Genomic DNA, 20439 nt, shown 5'->3' with positions numbered 1-20439 from the left:
GTGGTCAAGGCGAGGCGGCGTAGATGCGGCGGCTGTGTGGTGAAGGAGTGCGGCCCTTACCTGGGGACGCCCTGCCTCACGTCTGAAAGGACGGCGGCATTGCCGTAGCAGGGTCTCAGCAGAGGTCATAGTAGTTGGTGGTAGCGCCGGGAAGGCTCGACCCCGCTAACGAAGGACCGAACGAGTAGGAGTGTTATCCGACATGTCGATGCGACAGGCAATGCGTCAGATGTCCGCGAAGGCGGGGCGGGAGGCCGTACGTCAGGGTGAAGCTCTGGCCGCAACTTCCAGCGACGAAGCTTGTTGCCCGCGACATGTGTCAGGAGACGCAGGATCAATGCTGCTGCGCGCAGCGTTGAGAAGAGAAAACCTGCTGCAGGCGTTCAAACGTGTGCGCGCCAACAAGGGCGCGGCCGGGGTGGATGGTCGGGATATCGACGAAACCTCTCGCTATCTGGCCGTGGCTTGGCCGGAGATACGTGAACAATTGCTGGCAGGGACGTACCGGCCTAGCCCGGTACGCAGGGTGACGATCCCCAAACCCGACGGTGGCGAGCGTGAGCTTGGCATCCCGACGGTGACGGATCGGCTGATCCAGCAGGCACTGCTCCAAGTGCTACAACCGATTCTTGATCCCACATTTAGCGAGCACAGCTACGGCTTCCGTCCGGGCCGGCGTGCGCAGGATGCGGTACTTGCCGCCAAAGCATATGTCCAATCGGGACGCAGGACCGTGGTGGATGTGGACCTGTCGAAGTTCTTTGACCGGGTCAACCATGACATCCTGATCGACCGCCTAAGGAAACGCATCGACGACACCGGAGTGATCCGTCTGGTTCGTGCCTATCTGAACAGCGGCATCATGGACCATGGCGTGGTGCAGGCGCGGCATGAGGGCACGCCACAAGGCGGCCCCCTGTCTCCACTGCTTGCCAACGTTCTGCTCGATGAAGTGGATAAAGAACTGGAACGACGCGGTCACTGCTTCGCACGCTACGCCGATGATGCGAACGTCTATGTTTGCAGTAAACGTGCTGGCGAGCGGGTGATGGCGCTGCTGCGCCGCCTCTATGACAAGTTGCACCTCGTGGTCAACGAAAGCAAGAGCGCGGTCGGCAGTGCTTTCGGTCGCAAGTTCCTCGGTTACAGCCTGTGGGTGGCACGTGGGAAAGTGGTCAAACTGAAGGTCGCTGAAAAGCCGCTGGCAACGTTCAAGCAGCGCATCCGTGAATTGACTGGACGCTCAGCGGGCCGCAGTATGGGCCAGATCGTCGAGAAGCTGCGTACCTACATGCTTGGCTGGAAGGGATACTTCAAGTTGGCGGAGACGCCCAAGATCTGGCGAGAACTCGATGAATGGCTGCGTCACAGGCTGCGAGCGATCCAGCTCAAGCACTGGAAACGCGGCAAGACCATGTATCGGGAGCTGATCCAGCTTGGAGCCGCGTCCCAAGTGGCGCGGACGGTGGCGGCAAATAGCCGTTGCTGGTGGCGCAATGCGGACCGGTTGTTGAAGACGGTCCTTACGATTGCCTACTTCGACCGGCTTGGCGTACCCCGCCTGTCCTGACCTCAACTATTCGAACCGCCCGGTGCGGACCCGCATGCCGGGTGGTGTGGCAGGGGAGCAGCCCTTCAGGGCTGCCCCCTATGCCGATCAGTAATTGAAAGTGAGACGGATGCACCGGGACTCACGTTTCCGAGGCAGTTGTACTGAGTTTAACTTCGCCATAGCATTCCACATCGCGAATAACCACGCGGTCCGCTAACGAGTGCAAAGTGACTTCGCGATGCGCAAGAAAACCTTCGTGGAGCACGATGGACCGTGGAACCGAAATGAAGTCGATAAAATTTTCAGCTGTTAGCTCGCCTACAAGGCGCGAGTCGATCGACTTATCGACAATGGCGCCGTCTTGATCGCGCGTCGTCAGGTGCATGCGGGAGAAAAACGCGTGGAAGGTGTTTTCATCCACAATGATGATGCCATTTTTGGTGATGGCACGTCCGAGTTTGGCAGACGTTACTATAATCCGTCGAATTTCTTTAGGATGCCAGTCCGGTGGCAGCTTGAGGCTCCCTCGTACATATTGTAAATGTTCAGCGAAGTAGTCACAGGTGCGAGTGTGCTGCTCCACCGCATCATGGGTCAAGTAATGTTCCAATTTTGCGTAGCTCCAGAATTCACTGGGCACCAATCGCCCTTTGCACTCGCAAAGAAAAAGCACTGAGTCCAGCACGAAAGCGACATCGCACTCATAGGATCGGTGCTTAACCTTGCGGGCAATAAGCTTGGCACCTGACAGATCCTTCTTAATGATTTTCTCGAATCCATCGCCGATGAACGCTAGCTCATGATTAATATCATGTTTTTGAATAGACTTAAGTAGCGATTCGATCGAGAACGCAGGTTCGATAAGGAACGCTACAGAAGGCATCAGGATGAGCTCGCCGCCAATTGAAACAAAGGGCGCGTCCAGCAAGTCCTTTGAGGTCTTTTTGAAAGTGAGGTGGCTCAGGATACTTCGAGCAGTTTTGGGATCGAGTCCCCCGCGGCGCACGAATTCATCTACAAAATAAGCGGCTGCGCCGCGGAGAAGCATGTCTTCTGGCGCGCTTATCTCTTTCCGCGAGGCGATCGTTTCCGCGGCCAATTCCAGGACAATCGAGTAGGCTCTAAGCCATTCAGCCAGGGACGCACCGTGGACCCCCCGTTGGCCGGGCAAAATCCCCCACCCCTGGCCGGGTCAAAATCCCCCACCTCCTGACCGTTTAGCGCCGCCTTAAAGCCGGCACCTGGTCGCCGGAGGGCATTCCCGTTGGCAGGACGTAACCTTACCCCTTCGACCATCGAAGGGGGCATGGAGGGTGAACGTCTTGAAACCAAACAAACGAACCACAGTGGCCACGCTGTTGGCCACCGGCACTAGTCAGCGCGAGATAGCGCGGCTCACCGGGGTAGACCGTAAAACAATCCGCCGCCTGGCATTGGACCGCACGGGACCAGAGCCAAATTCCCCCACCCTGGCCACCGGCGCAGCCGCACCGAATTCCTCCACCCCGGCCACCGGCTCTGGCGTTGAAATTCCCCCACCCCGGCCACCGGCAATCGACAGCGGACCGCAATCGCTGTGCGAACCACACCGCGTCTTCATCGAGGCCCAGCTACGCCTGCGCCGCAACTACACGTCGATCTACCAGGACTTGGTCGACCAGTTCGGTTTTACGGGCCGCTACAACAGCGTCAAGCGCTTCGCCGGCCGGCTGGTGCAGCGCGAGCCGGAGCAGTTCGACCGGCTTGAGTTCGGGCCCGGCGAGGAGGCCCAGGTCGACTACGGTGAGGGCGCGCTGACGCGCATCCCCGGCAGTGACCGTTACCGCCGGCCGCGCCTGTTCGTCATGACCTTGCGCTACTCGCGGCGCAGCTTCCGCCGCGTGGTCTGGAACTCGTCGAAGGAGACCTGGGCTCAGCTGCACGAGCAGGCCTTTCGGTACTTCGGTGGGACCACCGCTTACGTCGTACTCGACAACCTCAAGGAAGGCGTCATCAAGCCCGATCTGTACGAACCGGAACTGAACCCCGTCTACAGGGACGTGCTGGCCTACTACGGCGTCGTCGCCGACCCTGCCAGGGTGCGCGATCCCAACCGCAAGGGGACGGTCGAGAACGCGATCCAGCATACCCAGAGCACCGCGCTCAAGGGCCGGCGCTTCGAGACCATCGACGAGCAGAACACGTTCCTGGAACAGTGGGAAACCAAGTGGGCCGCGCCGCGCATCCATGGCAGTGCCAGGCGACAGGTCGAGGCCATGTTCCAGGAGGAGCGCGCCCACCTCGGTGCGCTGCCGCTGCAGGGCTTCGGCTACTACACCGAGTGCGAGCGCACCGTCGCCGACGACACCTGCATCCGCATCGACCATGGCAGCTACGCGGCACGCCCGGCGAAGATCGGCAGCCGGGTGCTGGTGCGCCTGTTCGAGCGCCACGTCGAGATCCGCGACCGCCTCACGCTGGGCCTGCTGCGCACGCACCCGCGCGCTCAGCGCCCTGGCAGCGTGCTGCTGCCCGACGACGAGCGGCCCTTCAACCCCTCGCGCGAGACGCGCCGCATCCTGGCGCAGGCCGGCGACATCGGCGACGCCACGTTGGCGCTGTGCCAGCAATGGTTCGAGCATGAAGGCAGGGTGGGCCAGCGCAAGCTGCGCGGCGTGGTGGGCTTGGCCAAGCGCTTCCCGCGCCGCCTGATCGATCAGGCGTGCGCTCAGGCCCTGCAGGAGAACGTACGCAACTACAAGTCGATCAAGAACCTCACCGAACGCCTGCTGGCGAAGGCGCTGGCCGAGATTGACGCGCCACTGCAGGCCGAGCTGGATCTGGAACAGCACCATCCACTGATCGGCGAAGGTGAGGACTACGCCGACCTGTTTGCGCGCGCGGCCACCGCCAGCGCCGCCATTGATACGACCAAGGAGACACCATGAGCATGAGCATGAACGAAATCGAACGCGCCCTGCGCGAGCTGCGCCTGTCCGGCATCCGCGCCACGCTTGACACCCGCATCCTGCAGGCACAGGCTACCCAGGAGCCCTTCCTCGACACCTTCGCGCTGATCTTGCAGGACGAACTTGACCGGCGCCGCTCGCACCTGATGGAGCGGCGTTACAAGCAGAGCGGGCTCGATGAGCGCATGTCGCTGGCTGACTTCGACTGGCGCTTCAACCCCAAGGTGCCAAGGGCTGCGTGCTTCGATCTGCACACCCTCAAGTTCGTCGCCGAGGGGCAGAACGCGCTAATCATCGGCCGACCGGGCACGGGCAAGAGCCACATCGCCAAGGCCGTGGCCTACCAGGGAACGCTGCAAGGGCACAACGTGCGCTACCTGGAGGCCGATGGCGCGTTCGCGGCCTATGCGCTCGGGAGCGAGGACGAGCAGCGGCAGCAGTTACGCACCCTGGTAGACGCCGACCTGCTGGTGCTGGACGATCTGTTCCTCGCGCGCCGCATCAGCGACAAGGCCGGCGAGCTGCTACAGACGCTGGTGCACCAGCGCTACAAGCTCAAGCGCAGCATCGTGGTCACCTCCAACCGGGTCGTGCAGGACTGGGGCAAGTACCTCGGCGACAACACCATGGCCACCACCATCCTTGACCGGCTCATGCATCGGGCGCACATCCTTGAGTTCGAGGGGAAAAGCTACCGGCTGAAGGAGGCAGCGTCACGGCTGACGCGCTTGACGTCTGCCGACGTTAAGCAGGACTGACAAAGCTGCCGGCAGGAACATGGACTACAATCCGGACTGTCCTGCCTGGGGGAGTTTGACCTGGCCAAAGGTGGGGGAATTTAACCTGGCCAACGGGGGACCCTCTGCGTGAGGTCGGTAGAATAAAACTGAAGTGTGGTCAAATATGCCGAGATCAGTTCGCGCTTTGAACGAATACCTTCTATCGGGAGCACACGAGTCCCATCAGTTATTAGCTTTTCGTTTAACCGATCGGTGGCTCGAATAACTCGAAACGCCCTTAGGCGCGATAGCGAAATGCGGAAAGCGGCCACCAGTTCGCTGTCCGAGCTGTCGAACTCCTGGCCGTTTTCGCTTACCCTGGTGCATCCGTGCGTCCAGAATGTCCGCATCTCGTGAAAGATCTGCCAATCTGATGCAAGCGCCATATGGCCAGCTGCTACGCCTACCTTCTCCGCGCTAGCTTCAGGGGCATTTTCCGGCAGCCCCTGTCCAATCATCGACTTCATGACGACGCCTATGTATACCAGAAAGTAGTCCAGTGCAGATATTGCGTCGAATTCACTTTCGTACAGCTTGCCGTCAGGATTGCGGTCCTCGATTCTTATCGATAGTGGCTTCCATACTGGCAGATCGAAACGCTGTCTTTGCGCGGCTTCCAGCGCATAAAGCACATGCACCAGCTCATCTGAACGCGAGGAAAAGCGCGCTGATATCGTTCCTATTTCCTTCAAGAGTTTGTTTTCGATGGTTTGGATTGCCTGCGCCTCTCTGGCAAGGCGGTTGAAGGGCGAATAGCTGTGGGCCGCCAAGGCGTTTGCGACAGCCTCGTCGGCGTAAAACCGGTTCACTCTGATTTCATCGATGAGCTGAAGGTTTTTGGATTCAGGAGTATCCACATCAAGTAGATGCCGCAAAATATCGGTCTGGTCTACCTTCTGGTTTGCGGTCCGAAGCTTAGGGAAGTGCTGAACTAATCAGGTTTTGAGGTCGATTTTCGTGTTGGCGCCTGTTCGGCGAGATTCTTCTGTCTTGACCCATCTTCGGGACCGGCAAGGGCTGCAAATCGAGATTTCAGCAGCGATTGCCCCCTATTTTTCATGCAGTGGACGCAACTTGGGTATGCGCGCTGCCCAGGTACCTGCGGGCCAGCACCAGATTCGCCAGTGCGAACAACGTGAGCAGCTGCGCATTGTTCTTGGCAAGTCCACGGTAGCGAGTCTTGCGATGTTTGAACAGGCACTTCACGACATGGAAGCAATGCTCAACCTTGGCGCGCACACTGGCCTTCGTGTGCTCCAGCGTTTCTTTCGCGCGACCCAGCTTGTTTTTCTTGAGCGCCTTGCGCAGGCCCGGCCGCATTGCTGTGTGCCAGCTGATTGCTTTGTCAGCATTCTCAGGGCGCTTCGCTACGCCCTGATAGCCGGCGTCGCCCAGGACAACCTTTTCGCCGCCATGCAGCAGCGCATGCGCCTGCGTCACGTCGGACACGTTGCCGGCTGTGCCGACGACCGTGTGAACCAAGCCAGTAGCCATGTCCACGCCAACGTGTGCCTTCATGCCGAAGTGCCAGTCGTTGCCCTTTTTCGACTGGTGCATTTCCGGATCACGCTCGCCATCCTTGTTCTTCGTCGAAGGCGGTGCCGCGATCAGCGTGGCATCGACGATGGTCCCTTCACGCATCGACAAACCCTTGCTGGCGAGGTGCGCCTTGATTTCATCGAACACACGGGCGGTCAGTGCGTTGTCTTCGAGCAGTCTGCGAAACTTGAGTAGCGTTGTCGCGTCTGGCGCCGATTCGTGAGTGAGGTCGACGCCAACAAAGTTACGTACCGAGCTGATGTCGTAAATCGCGTCCTCGATGCCCTCGTCGGACAGCCCCAGACATTGCTGCGCAATGTACATGCGCAGCATGCGTTCCAGGCCAATTGGCGGACGTCCACGCCCGTCTCCCTTTGGGTAGTACGGCAGCAATCCCGCCACCAGAGCCGGCCACGGCGTCGCCGCGTCGATCTCCGCCAGAAAGCGCTCACGCCGCGTCGACTTCTTTTTGCCGGCAAATTCGACATCCGAAAAGGTCGTTTGTTTCATGATTTCAGGCTGAAAGTGGGATGCGTTATTGTGCCAGTTCAGAACGGCGCGCGGAGTCAACTCGTCGATTAAATCAGTGCTTCCCTTAGCTGTTGTCTTCTTGCTCATCTATTGATGATGCCGGAAATTGAATGCTTTGCAAACGCTAATCAGAATAATTGTCATTCTTGGTGATATAGAATCGCGAGCTTGGCAAAGCCGTATCCTTTCCACACACGTGATTACACCCGCTCGCCTTGGTGCAAGGCGCCGGTGTCGACATCTCGACATGAGCACAGCAGCTACTCAGTCAGCAGAGCGCTCGTTCCACGATTACCGCCGCTTGCGTTAACACGATACAACAATGGGAGTAGTATTGGCGGACTACGCGGTCTATAGCCTCGCGCTCTGCGGGCGCAAGCGCACGGGGGCGGTGCTGACATCTCAACACGAACTCAAGGGAGCACCAACGGGGTCGGTGCCGACATTGCGACACGAGCACCAACGGGGTCGGTGCCGACATTGCGACACGAGTTCAACAGGTGCAACGGGGGAAATCGACGGGGTCAGTGCCGCCAAGGGAAATCGACGGGGTCAGGGGAAATCGACGGGGTCAGTGCCGCCAAGCGGACACGGGGAAATCGACGGGGTCAGTGCCGCCAAGCGGACACGGACTGAGCATTAAAAGTGGGGAAATCGACGGGGTCAGTGCCGCCAAGCGGACACGGACTGAGCATTAAAAGTGAATCTGCGTGAAAATTGGCGGGGGACAATAAACCCGTCATCAGCACGCGTAATGCAAGCTCGATCCGGAGCGATGGTGGGTGAGCGAGACGCAACGAGGCGGCCGCGTTCAGCACAGGCTCCCGCCGATGCTTCGGCCAGACTTCAGGTCAAAACCGAATCGGCAGCTGTATTCGCCGTCTGCAACGCAGACAGACAAGACATCCCGACACGGGCGAGGCAATGCGAAGTTGACGGGGGGAAGATCCGGCGTCCCTACAATCTGAGAAGTAACCGGTCGGTTAGCACTGACGGACCATCTCCGGTCACTGTGCCGCTTTTTCGTACCTGCTTTGAATCGATGCAATTGACCCCGCGCCCTTGGCCCGCTCAAGTGCCATTCGCAGCGTCTGAACAGTTGTCTGGTTAGCATGCCAGCGCGAAACCAGCAATTGCACTGGCACGCGTTTGATCAGGTAAGGCTCGCCAAAATCGGCTGGCGTTTTGCCCATCCTCGGGAGCAGGTGCGCCAGCCCGATCGGCAGGCTGATAATAAAATCGACCCGTCCGGCGTCGAGCATTTTGGGACAGGAGTCATGATTCGACACTTCCTTCAGCAAGAAGCGCTTGTCCGCATACAGTTCCGGCACCAGGGAGCTGCCCCTCGTGAGACAAATCTTTTTCCCTCTTAGTTCTTCAAGCGTGCGCACGCGCGTACCACGGCGGCCAACGGCAACGACATCAAATTCCATGACGTCGCCAACGGCGACCGAGTCGGCGAGCATGGCGTTGTTTGGCACCGCCAGGACCGCTGTAAGCCGGCCTTCTTTCAAATACTGCCGCAGGCGTGGAAACGGTAGCAACTGCACATCGAAACTTGTGTCTGCGTGGGCTGCGATCGCTTCGAGCACTTCGACATACAAGCCCGATTTGTCACCCGAGGCCTCAACGGAGGCTAAAGGGAATCCGCCCCGCACGCCGACCAACATGGGCGACGCTGCTGTCGCCATGCTGCAGCAGAGCAGGAGCGCCCCCGTACAGGTAGCATGTACTCCAGAAAGCCACCCGGAACTCCATCGAAAGCCAGACCAGCGCACTGCAATGTACTCCTCGAAAAGCCCGGGGGCATGCTCTCCATTTGCCCCGTTTTGTTCAGGACATATCGGCTTCGAGATTACCGCGCACTATTTGCCGTGTCAAATTCATTTTTCGCTAAGTCACATTCCAGTTCCAGCATGGTACAGATAACCATTTCCGGATTAGCATTGATGCGCAGGGGAATCAATGTACAGCCAAATCCTCGGCTGATGATCAAGGTGCCATTGCCGGGCACGGCAAACTCGCCATAGCAATATTGCCGCGACAACGGTCCCCGTCGGCTGCACTAGGCGCCCCATCGCGGCGGACAGGGGGGCGGCGGCGGGTAGGGGGGCAGTGCCGCCAAACGGAGACGGACTGAGCATTAATGGCGAGTCGGCGCGAAAATCGGCCGGGCAACATCCGTCGTCAGCTCGCCTAATGCAAGCTCGATTCCGGATAAATGGTGGATGGGCGGGACGAAACGAGGCCGCTGCGCTCAGCACAGGCTTCCGCCGATGCTTCGGCCGGACTTCAGGTCGAAGCCAAAGCGGCAGCTGTATAGGCCCTCTGCAAAACGCAGACAGACGAGATTTTCGTTGTCCTTTTTCCGCACGCGAGTCCCACTGCCCTGGGTACATGAATCTTTTGCGTCCGGCCCCATGGCATTGAACATTTCAATTGCAGCTTGCCCCTTGATCGAGAAGGCAATCTTCGCGTCTTTTTTGCTAGCCGCCACCGGATCACCTAGCTCACCGCCATAAATCTGGAAAACGCCGGCAACTGCGCGATAACCTGCATCCGCTTGTCCGACCGAAGCTAGCGTTGCAGCAGCGAGGGCCGCGAATATGGCGGCAATTTTCCTGAATACTTTGGACATTTCGAGCTTTCAGTTGATGGCTACTAAGCGTATCAAGCGGATATCGACTTCCAACCCACTGCGATGAGTACTGTGGGGCTCGAATTCTCGGCCGTTGGCAAGGGATATATTACCTACGCCGAACTTGCGGGAATCCACAGCGCACCATCGGAAAGCGACCTGTTGAATTAGTGAAATCATGCGCGGATGCGCGAACTAACCTTTCCCCTCAGACGGGGTACCATACGATAGTAACCGCCTCCTTCGTAGCCTTGCGGCAGGATGAAAAAATATCGGTCGTCGATGGATTGTGCGTTGGACATGGCGTCTCCATAAATGTGTTGCACTATTTTGCATGCTGCGATCGCATGTTTGTTGCGCAGCGACAAGTAGAGGCCGGGATCATCGGGACCGCAGGGGCGTCAGTTTTCGGCGATCACGTAGGAGTGAGGTGAAAGCTATGTCGAAAGTCTTTAATCCAGCCAGCATAGGGATGCCGACCATCGAGGAGGATCAGGTCATTCTCGCAGGCGCCAAAGGCCGATCCAGAGGCGCAACCCATGACGCCTCAACAGCTCGCTAATCTGGTACCTCTTGCAGCCGCGAAGGGCCGGCCGCGCTCAGAGTCCACCAAAATATTGACCTCGGTTCGATACAGCCCCGAGGTCATTGCCTTCTTCAAGAGCACAGGGGAGGGCTGGCAGACCAGGATGGATGAGGTGTTGAAAGCCTACGTCCGCGAGCATTCCGAATAGCCCGCACGCAGTGCATCCAACGGTCAGGCCCCGACATTGTCGCAGCCTGCATCTCCCCGCAGCTTCAGCGAATAAAGGGACCTACCCGCTTCAGCAACTACACCAGCGTGCAGATCACCAGTTCCGGATCGGCATTGATACGCAATGGAATCAAGGTGCATCCAAACCCGCGGCTGACGAACATCGTGCCGTTGCCTGGCACGGCAAACTCGCCATAGCAATATTGCCGCGATAACGGTCCGGTTGGCTGCACGACCGGCGCGCCATCGCGACGAGCGACCTGCCCGCCGTGCGTATGACCAGCGAAGGCAAGGTCAAAGCTTGCTTCGCCAAGGTGCAGCAATCCGTCGGGGGAATGCGTCAGAAACAGTTTGACCGGGCCGGATTGAGCAAACGTCGGGCCCGCGTCCGCGTCACCTGTCCATGGGTCGTCAATGCCGCAAATGCTGATCATGTCGAAAGGCGCGGGCAAGGCGATGTTGCGGTTGACCAGGACTTCCACACCCATGCCCCGCAGAGCGCTCTCTATTGATTCCCGGCCGCCCCGAATGTCGTGATTGCCGATCACGGCATAAGTTCCGAGCACTGGCGCGTATCCGGTCAACAGATCGCGCAACAACTCGACATGTCGGGCATTAAAGGCCACATAATCACCGCCAAGCAGCAGCACATCCGGACGCAGCGCTTGCAACTGATCGCGCAGTTGCGCAAACAGCCCACCATGGGTTGATGGTCCCGCGTGCAGGTCCGAAACGAACCCGATGCGAAGCGGCGCTGGCAAGGTTTTTTCCTCGCTCAGGGTCACACCGTATTCAACAACGCCGAGCTCGCCGTGCCAGCCCAGGCGATAGCTCCACGCGGCCACTTTGCCCTTCATGAGCATGGTGCTGACGACGCGGTCGATGATCCTGTGGGCAAGGTGCCGGCGCGGCTTTGGTCGAAGTGGCATGGAGGAATTTGACATGAAGGCCGCACTTTACCATCTTCGTTTGTCGCCGGGGCGGCTGCAAAGCTTGCGCATCTGCCAGCGGCCGGCGCCAGCTGCTTATCTCCTTAGACTATTTAATGTGATAACAAGAAGCGGATAGAGGCCTGCTCCCACGCCCCCTATGCTGACAGTTCCATCAGCCCAGGGAGCAGACAATGAAGCAGCTATCAGGAAAAGTGGCGATCGTCACAGGTGCAAGTTCAGGAATTGGCTTTGAAACGGCAAAGCTGTTTGCCAGGGAAGGCGCCAAGGTGGTTGTCACCGCGCGCCGTGACAGGGAATTGGACTATCTGGTGGCCGAGATTGAGCGAACCGGGGGCGAGGCAATTGCCCTGGCGGGTGACATCCGGGAAGAGTCGCTGGCCAGCGCGCTGGTGGACCTGGCCATGAGCCGCTTCGGCGGACTCGATGTCGCATTCAACAACGCCGGATCTACTGGAAAGAGCACATCGGTCGCCGACATGGATGCAAGGGACTGGGCCGACGCCATTGACACCAATTTGACCAGTGCATTCTATGGCGCCAAATATCAAATTCCTGCCATGGTGAAAAGGGGCGGCGGTTCCATCATTTTCACGTCGACTTTCGTCGGCAATACCGCGGCCTTTCCAGGGATGGGCGCCTACGCGGCCGCCAAGGCCGGATTGATCGGCCTCATGCAAGTCATCGCTGTGGAGTACGGGGCAAACGCCATTCGCGCCAACGCTTTGCTACCTGGCGGAACCGACACGCCGCTTGGCCGCGCCTTCAGCAATACCCCGGAAACCCTGGCATTCGTTGAAGGGCTGCACGCCCTCAAACGTCTGGCACAACCTGAGGAAATTGCACGATCAGCGCTATACCTGGCGTCCGACGCATCGAGCTTCACGACGGGCACGTGCCTGCTGGCCGACGGAGGCATCTCTGTGAATCGCACGTGATGCAACGCGCTACACAGTCTCGGCCCGCGTCGCACTCACCTCCAGATACTCCGCATTGACGTGCGTGCCGCCATCGGTGGCGCGATTGTTCTCGCGCCACAGTCCCGCCAGCTCATCCCGCAGCGCGGCAAAGGCAGCTTCGTCCAGTGCGGCCTTGGCGCGCACCGTCGGGCCGTAGAATTCAAAGAAGAAATCCGTCACTTCCTCGGGAGGGAAAGGGTAGTGCATCGGATAGGTCCGCTTAACGGTCTCCACGTGTAAGGTGCCGCTGCTGAGTCGGTCACGCACGGTGGCCTCGTCGCCCCACTTGATCGGCGAAACCATCAACGGTGGCGCCGGCACATGCTTGCCGATAATCTTGAACATCTGCCCGACGTGGCCCTCGGGCGTCCAGTTCGCCATGTGAATGCGTCCACCAGGGCGGCATACGCGGATCAGCTCGCGCGCCACCAGTTCCGGACGCGGTGCAAACATGGCGCCGATCAGGCTGACCACTACATCGAACGACGCGTCCGGAAACGGTAGCATTTCGGCGTCGCCCTCTTCAAATCGCGCACGCACATTGTCGGTGGCGGCGCGCCGCCGTGCATGCTCGATGAGATTGCTGGCAATGTCCACACCCGTGACATCCACACCGGCCTGTGCTGCCGGGATGGCGATCTGGCCGGCGCCGCAGCCCACGTCGAGCATGCGGGTTCCCGGCAAGAGTTTGAGGCGGTCGAGAAACTCCAGCGCGCCAGGCAGCAGATACTGGGCAAAGTGGGCATAGTCGCCCGACATCCATGTGGCTTTCAGTCGGGCTTTCAGTGCATCCATTTCTGGTGATAACTGGCTCATGGTAACTCCATCTGCAGGATTAAGATGTCCAGCGTGCGCTTGACGCTTCGGCGCGTCCAGTCCAGAATCAGAAGCGTTTCGCACCGAGGGAGACAGTCGTGGATCTCAGCTGCATTGAGCCTTGCCCCCTGGCGCGCGCCGCGCAGCTGCTGTGCGAGCGCTGGACTTTGTTGCTGGTGCGAGAGCTGCTGTGCGGCGGCAAGCGCTTCAACGCGCTGCACCGGGGGGTGCCGGCCATGTCCACCAGCCTGCTGGCCCAGCGGCTGAGGCACCTGGAGTCTGCGGGCATCGTCCGTCGCAGTGTCAGCGGCAAGGTGTGGGAATACGCGCTGACGGAGGCGGGCGATGCACTCGGCTCGGTTATTTTTGAGCTGGAACGATGGGCGGCGTGCTGGGATGCTTCCGGCGATCAAGCGCCTGGACGCCAACAGGGGCTGTTGCCACGACAATGGCCAGTTCACCGGGCAGGGAACTTGTTGTAGCTGCGCGAACCAAGCCAGGAGGGCGCGCCGCGCGCGAAACATTGGTCGGGGCGAGCAAACGTGCCTCAGCCTAATGGCCGAGTCGTGCTGCCGGCAAGTGGCGAGACAAGATGCGATGTGTGTTTATGTAAACAGCCGTGCGCAACAGCCGCCAAGTACTTTTCTTCCTGCCCCTTTCCGGTCATAGTGACGATCTTCCCTTTGCCGAAACTTCCAATCCGAATCCATACAGTGCTCCCCAGTCCGATCTCTCCAGCAAGACTGATGCCTTTGCCGGTGTTCCGCTCTGGAATCCCAACGCTGCTGCTTGCTGGAGCCTGTTGTTCACGCCTGTATTCGGCGCCATTCTCCACATGAAAAACTGGGAGGCGCTAGGCAGGCCGGAGAAGGCCAGGGAATCGAAGAACTGGGCAATCATGGCAGGGGTGGTGCTGCTGGTGGTGACTGCGTTTTCCGCCATGGCAGCCCCGGGCAGTCTGGGCGACCGCATGGGCAATATCGTCGGCATTGCCTTGTTGGCCGCCTGGTACATGAGCAGTGGCCGCCAGCAAGTTCAACTGGTCAAGGAATCGGGAGATTACATCAAACGCGGTTGGGGCAAGCCCTTGCTGTTTGCGGTCCTCGCTACGGTAGCGTTGATCCTGTTTGTGGGCGTCGTCGCTTTTTCGATGGAATCTGGCAGCACATATTGAGCGCAAGGTCAGGCTGTCAGCTGGCATCGGGGCCGGAACGCGCCACGCGGGCGCGTTCAATGTCTGCGCACGGAGTTTGAGGGCGTCGGGCGAAGACCTGACGTTGCCACGCGTCTCCTAGAACCTGGCCTTGATGGTATTCGTTCGGAAGGTGCCCAAGCCTTCCACCTCAACGAGCGCATAAATTTCATCGGTGCCCCAGTCCTCATTGAGCTGGCTACTCGTTGCAATTGCCGACAAGGTAAATGTGCCTTGCTGGCTCACACGCTCGAGACCGGTGCCACCCATTCCGAGGATGTGGTCGTCAAACCATGGGTCGTCGCCGCGCAGCCGCGCTCCCACGTTCTTATTCGCGGACTGGTAAAAGCCCACGCCGTCGACAACGACCAGGTACTCTCCGGGATGATTCTCGTAAGGACTGATATACAGCGTCACGGTTGGCATGATGTTCTCCTTCAGTTTCGGCAGCACGGCCGACAAACCCCTCAGCAAAATTGCTGGTACAGCGCCAGTATCTGGATGTCTGAAGCGCGGGTCTGAACTTAGTACAAGGCCGCTATGCGTGGAGCATAAGCGGGGTCAAGTAACAAGGTAATTGCGCCGTCAGGATTGCGCCGGGTACACCTGGACTCCTGCAGGTCTTGCAGGGCGAGCTAGTGTGGTCTCATCGAGCTCTGTTTGAGTATGGCAACTTCAGGAGGTGTTATGGTGATTGCGTCAGGTGGCGTTGGGCGTGTCCTCGGTCAGTCGGAGCGCGCTGGCTTCCTTGGCCGCGGAATCATGAACATCTGCGTGGTGCTGGCTATGTCTGTCGCAAGCCTTGCCAGTGCAAGCGTATTTCTCCCGGTATCGAATGGTGGGGCAGGGTTTCAAAGGCAGCTTGTCCGCACCATCGAAACCGCGGACCGGGTAGTCGTTCGTGAGCACTCCGACCCGATGGATTTTTACACCGGCGACGGGACAATCCCAACAGTGCCCGAGAAAACGTATACGTCGCGCCAGCTTAATTCGCTGCAACAGAACCGTCTGGTGTCCTTCATGCGCGCAATGAACCCGGCGGCCAGGGAGGCGTGGGCAGCGTGCATGCCCGAATTCCATCACACCATTGAGATGTACAAGGCACGCAAGCGGATCGGGACCATGAAAGTGTGCTTTGGTTGCGGCCACATCGATTTCGACAAGAGTTCATCGGAGCCGCCAGCCGCGATCTTCATGACGCTTGGCATGTTTGTCAGTGAGCTTGGTATGGCGACCAAGCGCGACTGGCATCAACTGGCGCACGCCAAGCAGCCTGCTGGGACCGCTAAGCGCTGACTGCACCGGCCTGGAGCGCGACGCGCCGCGCGCTTGCAGGCGGGGCAGCTTGGCCATGAAGGCGGTGAACATCGCCTTGACCAGTGGTGATTGCCGGCGCATTATTTATGATGAAGAAGACTACATCATAATCCTCAAGACGCTGGCGCAGGCCGTCCAGTCACCTGCCGCGATGACGCGCGAAAAATTCCGCAAGCGATACGATGCTATCGATGTCGACGATTACGGCTTTGACCTGACGGACGAGGACTTCGAGTACACCAGAGAGTGGCTGCAGCACGTCACGCGCCTCTACCAAACCGCCGCTGCGGAGGGACGGCACGTCCTGTGCACGGCAGATCAATGATGCAGCGGGCGCGGCACGCTACTAGGCGCCGCCGCCTTCCCGTGACGACCTTAAGCGGTTGTTGCCGCTGAGCGCGCGTTCAATAGGGTCTACCTCAGCCGTAAACGGCAGTACACTATGCGGTTTGATGGCGGTTCGGCAATTCATGCGGGCATGCTATTCCAGATTGTGTGCAGGCCCATGGCATCGAACTTGACGACTGTTCCCGTTACTGAACGCCCACCCTCGAGACTGCTCATTGCGTTGAGCCTCTCGCTCCTGGCGCACGCCCTGGTAATGAGCATTCAGTTCGCTGGCGATCAGTTCGGCCTTCCTGGCCTTAACCTGCCATGGAAGCAAAGACGTCTGGCGGCAGATGATCTGCAGATCATTCTGGCCCCGGCACCGGCGGTCAAATTAGCTGTGCCCGGCGCGACGCGCAATGTGGTGGAACAAAAAGCCGACAGCTCATCGGCCCTGTCCGGGGCCTCGCCACGTTCGGTGCAGGCACGTTTGAGCGAGAAAATGGCCAGCACCGCCGATATCAAGCCGCTGACGATGCCGCCAGCCTCTTCCGGCACAAACAGGCCGGGCGCAGTTCTTATACCGCCTTTGGCATCGGTGACACCGGCCGCAGTTCGTGCATCTGCGCCCGCTGCTGCCAAACCTCGAAAGACGCGCGCCTCTGCGGGCAAAAAGGTGCGGCGTGACAAGCGTACGGACAAAAACATAAAGCGCGCCCGCCCAAAACCGGCTTTGGTCGCGCAAAGCCAAAGTGTCGTGGCCAGTGCACCCGTTCCCGCACCAGCGCGGATCGTGCAGGATGCCAACGCCCGTGCACTTGAAAAGATCATGCTTGATCAGGAGCGCGAGAGCGCCTTGCGCTTGCAGCAAGGGCAAATGCTGGCTGCTGCACAGGAAGCCGCTCGCGCCGAGCAGCAACGAGAAGCCGCCGCGCGTGAGGAACAGGCCGCCCGCGTTGCGTCAGCGCGCCTTGAGGCCGAGCGTGAGCAACTGCGTCAGCAGGAAAATCTCCGTCAGGAAGTAATGCGGCAGGAGCAGGCGCTCCAGGAAGAGGCGGCGCAGCGGGACGCCCTGCGTGAACAAACGGCGCGAGCAGAAGCGGCGCGCCAGCTTGCCATGCAACAGGAGCAGGCACGCCAGGCCGAGGCGGAGGCCGTCCGTGCCTCGCAGCGTCGAGCGGATGCGGCCCGCCAGGCCGCATTGGAGCAAGAAAGGGCACGTCAGGAAGCCGAACGCGCCGAAACCATCAAGCAGGAAAGCGCCCGTCAGGCTGCGGTCCAACAAGAAGCCCAGCGGCAGGAAGCTGAGAGGCAAGAGTTCTTGCGTCAGCAAGCCACACGGCAAGAACATGCACGTCAGGACGCGCTGAGGCAGGAAGCGGATCGTCAGCTGGCTCTGACCCAAGAGGCGGTGCGGCAAGATGCCTTGAAACAGGCCGCTGCAAAGCAAGCCGCCTTACGTCATGAAGCCGAGAGGCAGGAAGCCCTAAGGCAAGCGGCGGCGCAAGAAGCAGCTCGTCAGGAAGCGCTGAAGCAGGAAGCGGTCCGGCAAGACGCCCTGCGGCAAGAGAATGCGCGCCAGGAGGCGCAAAAAGCCGCGCAGCAGGAAACAGCGCGACAGGAAGCAGCGCGACAGGAAGCAGCCCGGCAGGAAGTGGCTCGGCAGGAGGCAGCTCGGCAGGAGGCAGCTCGGCAGGAGGCGGCTCGGCAGGAGGCGGCTCGGCAGGAGGCGGCTCGGCAGGAGGCAGTGCGACAGGAATCAGCCCGGCAGGAAGCGGCTCGGCAGGAGGCAGCGCGGCAGGAAGTGACTCGGCAGGAAGCAGCGCGACAGGAAGCAGCGCGACAGGAAGCAGCCCAGCAGGACGCCGCACGTCAGGACGCCATCAAGCAAGAAGGCGCGCGACAAGAAGCTCCCAAGCAAGATACTGCCAGTCAGGAACGTGCCAGGCAGGAAGCCGAGCGGGAAGAGCGGCTGCGTGCGATCGGCAAGCAACTCGACAAGGAAGCTGCACAGCGCGATGCGCTGCCTACCACCAGCAGTCTGCGGCGCGGCTGGCTGTTCGGGCGCAGTGACCCCAATACCGATATCGCGTTGTATGCGGAAGCCATGAGCCGCAAGATTGAAATGAACATGACGTTCGACATGGTGCGGGATCTGGTCAAGCAGCGCCATACGCAACCGGTGGTCACGGTGGCTGTGCGCGCGGACGGTTCGGTTGAAAAGGTCACCTTTGTCACATCGAGCGGTGTGCCAGCCATTGATGATGCGATCCGCAAGGTGATCGCAAGCCAGGCGCCGTACGCAGCGTTCGCGCCATCGCTGGCGCGGCAGTACGATGTCATTGAAATTCGCCGCACCTGGGTATTTGACAGCGCGATTCGCCTGCAATAATCGGCGTCGCGGACCAGACGTGACATTGATAAATAGTTAAAAGTCCGGTAGAGTCGGGCGCGCCGGATGTCATGAATTGGCTTTAATGCGCCGGCTTGCCCATTCCACTGCCGATCGTAATCCATGACCATTAATCCTTATTCCGCACCCAATGCCGCCCTTGGCGAGAAGGCAGACGAGGCAAAAAAGCCCATCTCGTTTCTGATCATGCAGATCTTCCTGATTCCCTCGGCCTTGCTACTACTGGTGTTCGGGTTGATGTTGCCGCTATACACTCCCGATGGGTCTTCGGCTCCTGGCGGCATGGGGAAGTACATTGCTGCTGCGATTTTCCTGCTGTTGTTTGCGTGGGCGGCGGCGATCCTGATAACCGCGTACCGCCGCAAGCCGGTCGTGCGCTGGCTCGGCGGCGCGGCCATTGGCGTGTTCATCCTCGGTGCGCTGTCCGAGTTGATCGCAGGCAATGGCTTTGAGCGCGGCACTGAGGCGTACCGCTTCGGCCAGCTGATTGGCCGCATGCTTGTCATCGGCCTGGAATGCTACTGGCTCTACGCCTTTGCGTTCTCGGCCAAGGCGCGCCGCTATCTTGGACTCCAGTAACCACAAGGTCTGACATGTTCCTCTTTACGCGCATGGGCTGGCTCGTTCCCGCAATCTGGCTGGCCGCAGTGGCTGCTGCAAGCCAGGTGCCAGCAGAACTGCTGGTCCCTTATGAAATCGGGCTGAGTCGGGTGGCATTCATTTTCCTGACGGCCGCCGCAATGTCGACGCCCCTTGTCTATATCGCTGGCGCTGTCCTCAACAGACAAAAATCACCGCGAACCATCAAGCGCTTCGGCAAGGACAAAGTGGTTCATTGGGGGAGCCATACCTTCAATATGCTCGCGGTGGAATACTGGGCCGCGATGATCCCCGCTTTCACAATCGTGATGTACGCTATCCTCTCACTGGTGTAACTGCCAGGTCCAGGATCCTTGGCGGAACTTCTGCAGCCGCGTCTGAAGATTTTTCCGCTGCCGGCGCCACCAGCGCAGCGTCAGGAGCACCCCTCGCTGTAAGACACCGCCGGCTCGATTCCCGCCCGCACGCTGGTAATTCGCTCGCCGTCATCTTCAAACAGCAGCGCGGCCCTGCCTTGTCCCTGGACCTTGATGTTATGCCCGGCCGGAACGTAATTGTGACCGGTGACCACGGCGCCCGGGTATTTCGATCTCAGCGCGGCGGGGTCGTCGCCCACCTTGAAGCCCGTGGTGTTGGGAACGTCGCCGCGCAGGTCGGCACGGGTGACGATGCCCTTTTCGACCATGAACAGCACCTCAGGCAGGGACGCGAATTTGACGTATGAACATTCCTCGGTCTGCGCGCCGCCGGCTTTTTCCTTCAGCGCCTTTTCAACCTCGCTCAGCTTGCTGCCGAATTTGACCGGGCCGATCGATTCGGCCCCCAGCGTCAGCGGGCCCTGGACAGAGTCTGGTGCAGGCGCAGCATCCACAGCTTGCTCGGCAGTCATCGGCTCAGCAGGGCTCTGCACGACGGTGCGCTCGGAACAGGCGGCCAGCAAGGCCGTACACAGGATGGCGGTGTGCTTGAGCATAATTCTCCTATCGCAATAGACTCGCGGAAATGCAAATGCTAGCAAACCTGGCGTAATCCCGGCGTCGATTACCTTCATGCAATGGAAGGGGAAGGATGCCAAATCAGGTATCTTGTCCAAGCGCCATCATTTCCTCACATGCGTTACCATC

At 59.8% G+C, this 20439-nt stretch carries 21 protein-coding genes and 1 pseudogene; 12 read left to right on the top strand and 10 right to left on the bottom strand.

Annotated features, from left to right (window positions below; genetic code table 11):
* Positions 1 to 202 precede the first annotated feature (202 nt).
* Positions 203 to 1570 carry a group II intron reverse transcriptase/maturase gene (gene ltrA, locus KY495_RS07085; RefSeq protein WP_219879920.1) on the top strand — a complete coding sequence of 456 codons (1368 nt, stop codon included), beginning with the start codon at positions 203 to 205 and terminating at the stop codon, positions 1568 to 1570.
* A gap of 121 nt (positions 1571 to 1691) precedes the next feature.
* Here ltrA and KY495_RS07080 read toward each other — a convergent pair whose 3' ends face one another.
* Positions 1692 to 2600, bottom strand: a complete 909-nt coding sequence (locus KY495_RS07080; protein ID WP_219882977.1) for a hypothetical protein — start codon at positions 2598 to 2600, stop codon at positions 1692 to 1694.
* Positions 2601 to 2865: 265 nt separating this feature from the next.
* On the opposite strand from KY495_RS07080, the gene istA reads away from it, so the two are divergent.
* Positions 2866 to 4479 carry an IS21 family transposase gene (gene istA, locus KY495_RS07075; protein ID WP_219882976.1) on the top strand — a complete coding sequence of 538 codons (1614 nt, stop codon included), beginning with the start codon at positions 2866 to 2868 and terminating at the stop codon, positions 4477 to 4479.
* Positions 4480 to 4481: 2 nt separating this feature from the next.
* Positions 4482 to 5258: an IS21-like element helper ATPase IstB gene (istB, locus tag KY495_RS07070; RefSeq protein ID WP_219884141.1), complete on the top strand. Its 777-nt coding sequence runs from the start codon at positions 4482 to 4484 to the stop codon at positions 5256 to 5258.
* An 80-nt stretch (positions 5259 to 5338) separates the two neighbouring features.
* Here istB and KY495_RS07065 read toward each other — a convergent pair whose 3' ends face one another.
* The 5 genes and pseudogenes from KY495_RS07065 to KY495_RS24360 all read right to left on the bottom strand — a co-directional run.
* Entirely contained in the window at positions 5339 to 6136 is a 798-nt protein-coding gene (locus KY495_RS07065; protein ID WP_219882975.1) for a hypothetical protein, read from the bottom strand.
* 199 nt (positions 6137 to 6335) lie between these two features.
* Positions 6336 to 7328, bottom strand: coding sequence for an IS5 family transposase (locus KY495_RS07060; protein WP_219881154.1), 993 nt, complete (start codon positions 7326 to 7328; stop codon positions 6336 to 6338).
* Between the two features lie 1028 nt (positions 7329 to 8356).
* Entirely contained in the window at positions 8357 to 9019 is a 663-nt protein-coding gene (locus tag KY495_RS07055) for an ABC transporter substrate-binding protein (RefSeq protein WP_219882974.1), read from the bottom strand.
* Positions 9020 to 9606: 587 nt separating this feature from the next.
* The gene (locus KY495_RS07050) at positions 9607 to 9987 is read right to left on the bottom strand and encodes a hypothetical protein (RefSeq protein ID WP_219882973.1); all 381 of its coding nucleotides are present in this window, start codon (positions 9985 to 9987) and stop codon (positions 9607 to 9609) included.
* 9 nt (positions 9988 to 9996) lie between these two features.
* Positions 9997 to 10170 (bottom strand): annotated as a pseudogene (locus KY495_RS24360) (hypothetical protein); the annotation flags it as partial.
* A gap of 356 nt (positions 10171 to 10526) precedes the next feature.
* On the opposite strand from KY495_RS24360, the gene KY495_RS07040 reads away from it, so the two are divergent.
* Positions 10527 to 10721 (top strand): BrnA antitoxin family protein, encoded by a 195-nt coding sequence (locus KY495_RS07040; protein WP_229518520.1) that lies wholly within the window; start codon positions 10527 to 10529, stop codon positions 10719 to 10721.
* A gap of 97 nt (positions 10722 to 10818) precedes the next feature.
* Here the strand turns inward: KY495_RS07040 and KY495_RS07035 are convergent, their stop codons facing one another.
* Positions 10819 to 11685, bottom strand: a complete 867-nt coding sequence (locus KY495_RS07035; RefSeq protein WP_229518519.1) for a metallophosphoesterase — start codon at positions 11683 to 11685, stop codon at positions 10819 to 10821.
* Positions 11686 to 11864: 179 nt separating this feature from the next.
* On the opposite strand from KY495_RS07035, the gene KY495_RS07030 reads away from it, so the two are divergent.
* The gene (locus KY495_RS07030; RefSeq protein ID WP_219882971.1) at positions 11865 to 12629 is read left to right on the top strand and encodes an SDR family oxidoreductase; all 765 of its coding nucleotides are present in this window, start codon (positions 11865 to 11867) and stop codon (positions 12627 to 12629) included.
* A 9-nt stretch (positions 12630 to 12638) separates the two neighbouring features.
* On the opposite strand, the gene KY495_RS07025 is transcribed toward KY495_RS07030, so the two are convergent.
* Entirely contained in the window at positions 12639 to 13466 is an 828-nt protein-coding gene (locus tag KY495_RS07025; RefSeq protein ID WP_219882970.1) for a class I SAM-dependent methyltransferase, read from the bottom strand.
* Positions 13467 to 13564: 98 nt separating this feature from the next.
* Between KY495_RS07025 and KY495_RS07020 the strand changes: the two genes are divergently transcribed.
* Positions 13565 to 13948 (top strand): helix-turn-helix domain-containing protein, encoded by a 384-nt coding sequence (locus KY495_RS07020; RefSeq protein ID WP_219882969.1) that lies wholly within the window; start codon positions 13565 to 13567, stop codon positions 13946 to 13948.
* Positions 13949 to 14085: 137 nt separating this feature from the next.
* Entirely contained in the window at positions 14086 to 14640 is a 555-nt protein-coding gene (locus tag KY495_RS07015; RefSeq protein ID WP_219882968.1) for a hypothetical protein, read from the top strand.
* Between the two features lie 117 nt (positions 14641 to 14757).
* Here KY495_RS07015 and KY495_RS07010 read toward each other — a convergent pair whose 3' ends face one another.
* Positions 14758 to 15084 carry a hypothetical protein gene (locus KY495_RS07010; protein ID WP_219882967.1) on the bottom strand — a complete coding sequence of 109 codons (327 nt, stop codon included), beginning with the start codon at positions 15082 to 15084 and terminating at the stop codon, positions 14758 to 14760.
* Between the two features lie 336 nt (positions 15085 to 15420).
* Here KY495_RS07010 and KY495_RS07005 point away from each other — a divergent pair, with 336 nt between their 5' ends.
* The 5 genes from KY495_RS07005 (at position 15421) to KY495_RS06985 (ending at position 19650) form a co-directional block, all read left to right on the top strand.
* Positions 15421 to 15954, top strand: a complete 534-nt coding sequence (locus KY495_RS07005) for a hypothetical protein (protein WP_219882966.1) — start codon at positions 15421 to 15423, stop codon at positions 15952 to 15954.
* Positions 15955 to 16009: 55 nt separating this feature from the next.
* Entirely contained in the window at positions 16010 to 16300 is a 291-nt protein-coding gene (locus KY495_RS07000) for a DUF1877 family protein (RefSeq protein ID WP_219882965.1), read from the top strand.
* A gap of 276 nt (positions 16301 to 16576) precedes the next feature.
* The gene (locus tag KY495_RS06995; protein WP_219882964.1) at positions 16577 to 18694 is read left to right on the top strand and encodes a TonB C-terminal domain-containing protein; all 2118 of its coding nucleotides are present in this window, start codon (positions 16577 to 16579) and stop codon (positions 18692 to 18694) included.
* A gap of 123 nt (positions 18695 to 18817) precedes the next feature.
* Positions 18818 to 19294 carry a hypothetical protein gene (locus tag KY495_RS06990; RefSeq protein WP_219882963.1) on the top strand — a complete coding sequence of 159 codons (477 nt, stop codon included), beginning with the start codon at positions 18818 to 18820 and terminating at the stop codon, positions 19292 to 19294.
* 14 nt (positions 19295 to 19308) lie between these two features.
* Positions 19309 to 19650 (top strand): hypothetical protein, encoded by a 342-nt coding sequence (locus KY495_RS06985; protein WP_219882962.1) that lies wholly within the window; start codon positions 19309 to 19311, stop codon positions 19648 to 19650.
* Between the two features lie 80 nt (positions 19651 to 19730).
* Here KY495_RS06985 and KY495_RS06980 read toward each other — a convergent pair whose 3' ends face one another.
* Positions 19731 to 20288: a hypothetical protein gene (locus KY495_RS06980; RefSeq protein ID WP_219882961.1), complete on the bottom strand. Its 558-nt coding sequence runs from the start codon at positions 20286 to 20288 to the stop codon at positions 19731 to 19733.
* Positions 20289 to 20439: the final 151 nt, after the last annotated feature.

This window comes from Massilia sp. PAMC28688 (genome assembly GCF_019443445.1).
Taxonomy (GTDB): Bacteria; Pseudomonadota; Gammaproteobacteria; order Burkholderiales; family Burkholderiaceae_D; genus Telluria_A.
Note: the sequence above shows the minus strand (reverse complement) of the source record. Positions and strands in the feature narration are given on the sequence as shown.

Bases quoted from the DNA above. Each gene is read 5' to 3' on its own strand.
- KY495_RS07000 (WP_219882965.1), top strand. From the start codon at position 16,010: ATGAAGGCGGTGAACATCGCCTTGACCAGTGGTGATTGCCGGCGCATT.
- KY495_RS06980 (WP_219882961.1), bottom strand. From the start codon at position 20,288: ATGCTCAAGCACACCGCCATCCTGTGTACGGCCTTGCTGGCCGCCTGT.
- ltrA (WP_219879920.1), top strand. From the start codon at position 203: ATGTCGATGCGACAGGCAATGCGTCAGATGTCCGCGAAGGCGGGGCGG.
- KY495_RS07050 (WP_219882973.1), bottom strand. From the start codon at position 9,987: ATGTCCAAAGTATTCAGGAAAATTGCCGCCATATTCGCGGCCCTCGCT.
- istB (WP_219884141.1), top strand. From the start codon at position 4,482: ATGAGCATGAACGAAATCGAACGCGCCCTGCGCGAGCTGCGCCTGTCC.
- KY495_RS07040 (WP_229518520.1), top strand. From the start codon at position 10,527: ATGACGCCTCAACAGCTCGCTAATCTGGTACCTCTTGCAGCCGCGAAG.
- KY495_RS07035 (WP_229518519.1), bottom strand. From the start codon at position 11,685: ATGTCAAATTCCTCCATGCCACTTCGACCAAAGCCGCGCCGGCACCTT.
- KY495_RS07025 (WP_219882970.1), bottom strand. From the start codon at position 13,466: ATGAGCCAGTTATCACCAGAAATGGATGCACTGAAAGCCCGACTGAAA.
- KY495_RS06985 (WP_219882962.1), top strand. From the start codon at position 19,309: ATGTTCCTCTTTACGCGCATGGGCTGGCTCGTTCCCGCAATCTGGCTG.
- KY495_RS07055 (WP_219882974.1), bottom strand. From the start codon at position 9,019: ATGTTGGTCGGCGTGCGGGGCGGATTCCCTTTAGCCTCCGTTGAGGCC.
- KY495_RS07005 (WP_219882966.1), top strand. From the start codon at position 15,421: ATGAACATCTGCGTGGTGCTGGCTATGTCTGTCGCAAGCCTTGCCAGT.
- KY495_RS07030 (WP_219882971.1), top strand. From the start codon at position 11,865: ATGAAGCAGCTATCAGGAAAAGTGGCGATCGTCACAGGTGCAAGTTCA.
- KY495_RS07010 (WP_219882967.1), bottom strand. From the start codon at position 15,084: ATGCCAACCGTGACGCTGTATATCAGTCCTTACGAGAATCATCCCGGA.
- KY495_RS06995 (WP_219882964.1), top strand. From the start codon at position 16,577: ATGAGCATTCAGTTCGCTGGCGATCAGTTCGGCCTTCCTGGCCTTAAC.
- KY495_RS07080 (WP_219882977.1), bottom strand. From the start codon at position 2,600: ATGCTTCTCCGCGGCGCAGCCGCTTATTTTGTAGATGAATTCGTGCGC.
- KY495_RS06990 (WP_219882963.1), top strand. From the start codon at position 18,818: ATGACCATTAATCCTTATTCCGCACCCAATGCCGCCCTTGGCGAGAAG.
- KY495_RS07060 (WP_219881154.1), bottom strand. From the start codon at position 7,328: ATGAAACAAACGACCTTTTCGGATGTCGAATTTGCCGGCAAAAAGAAG.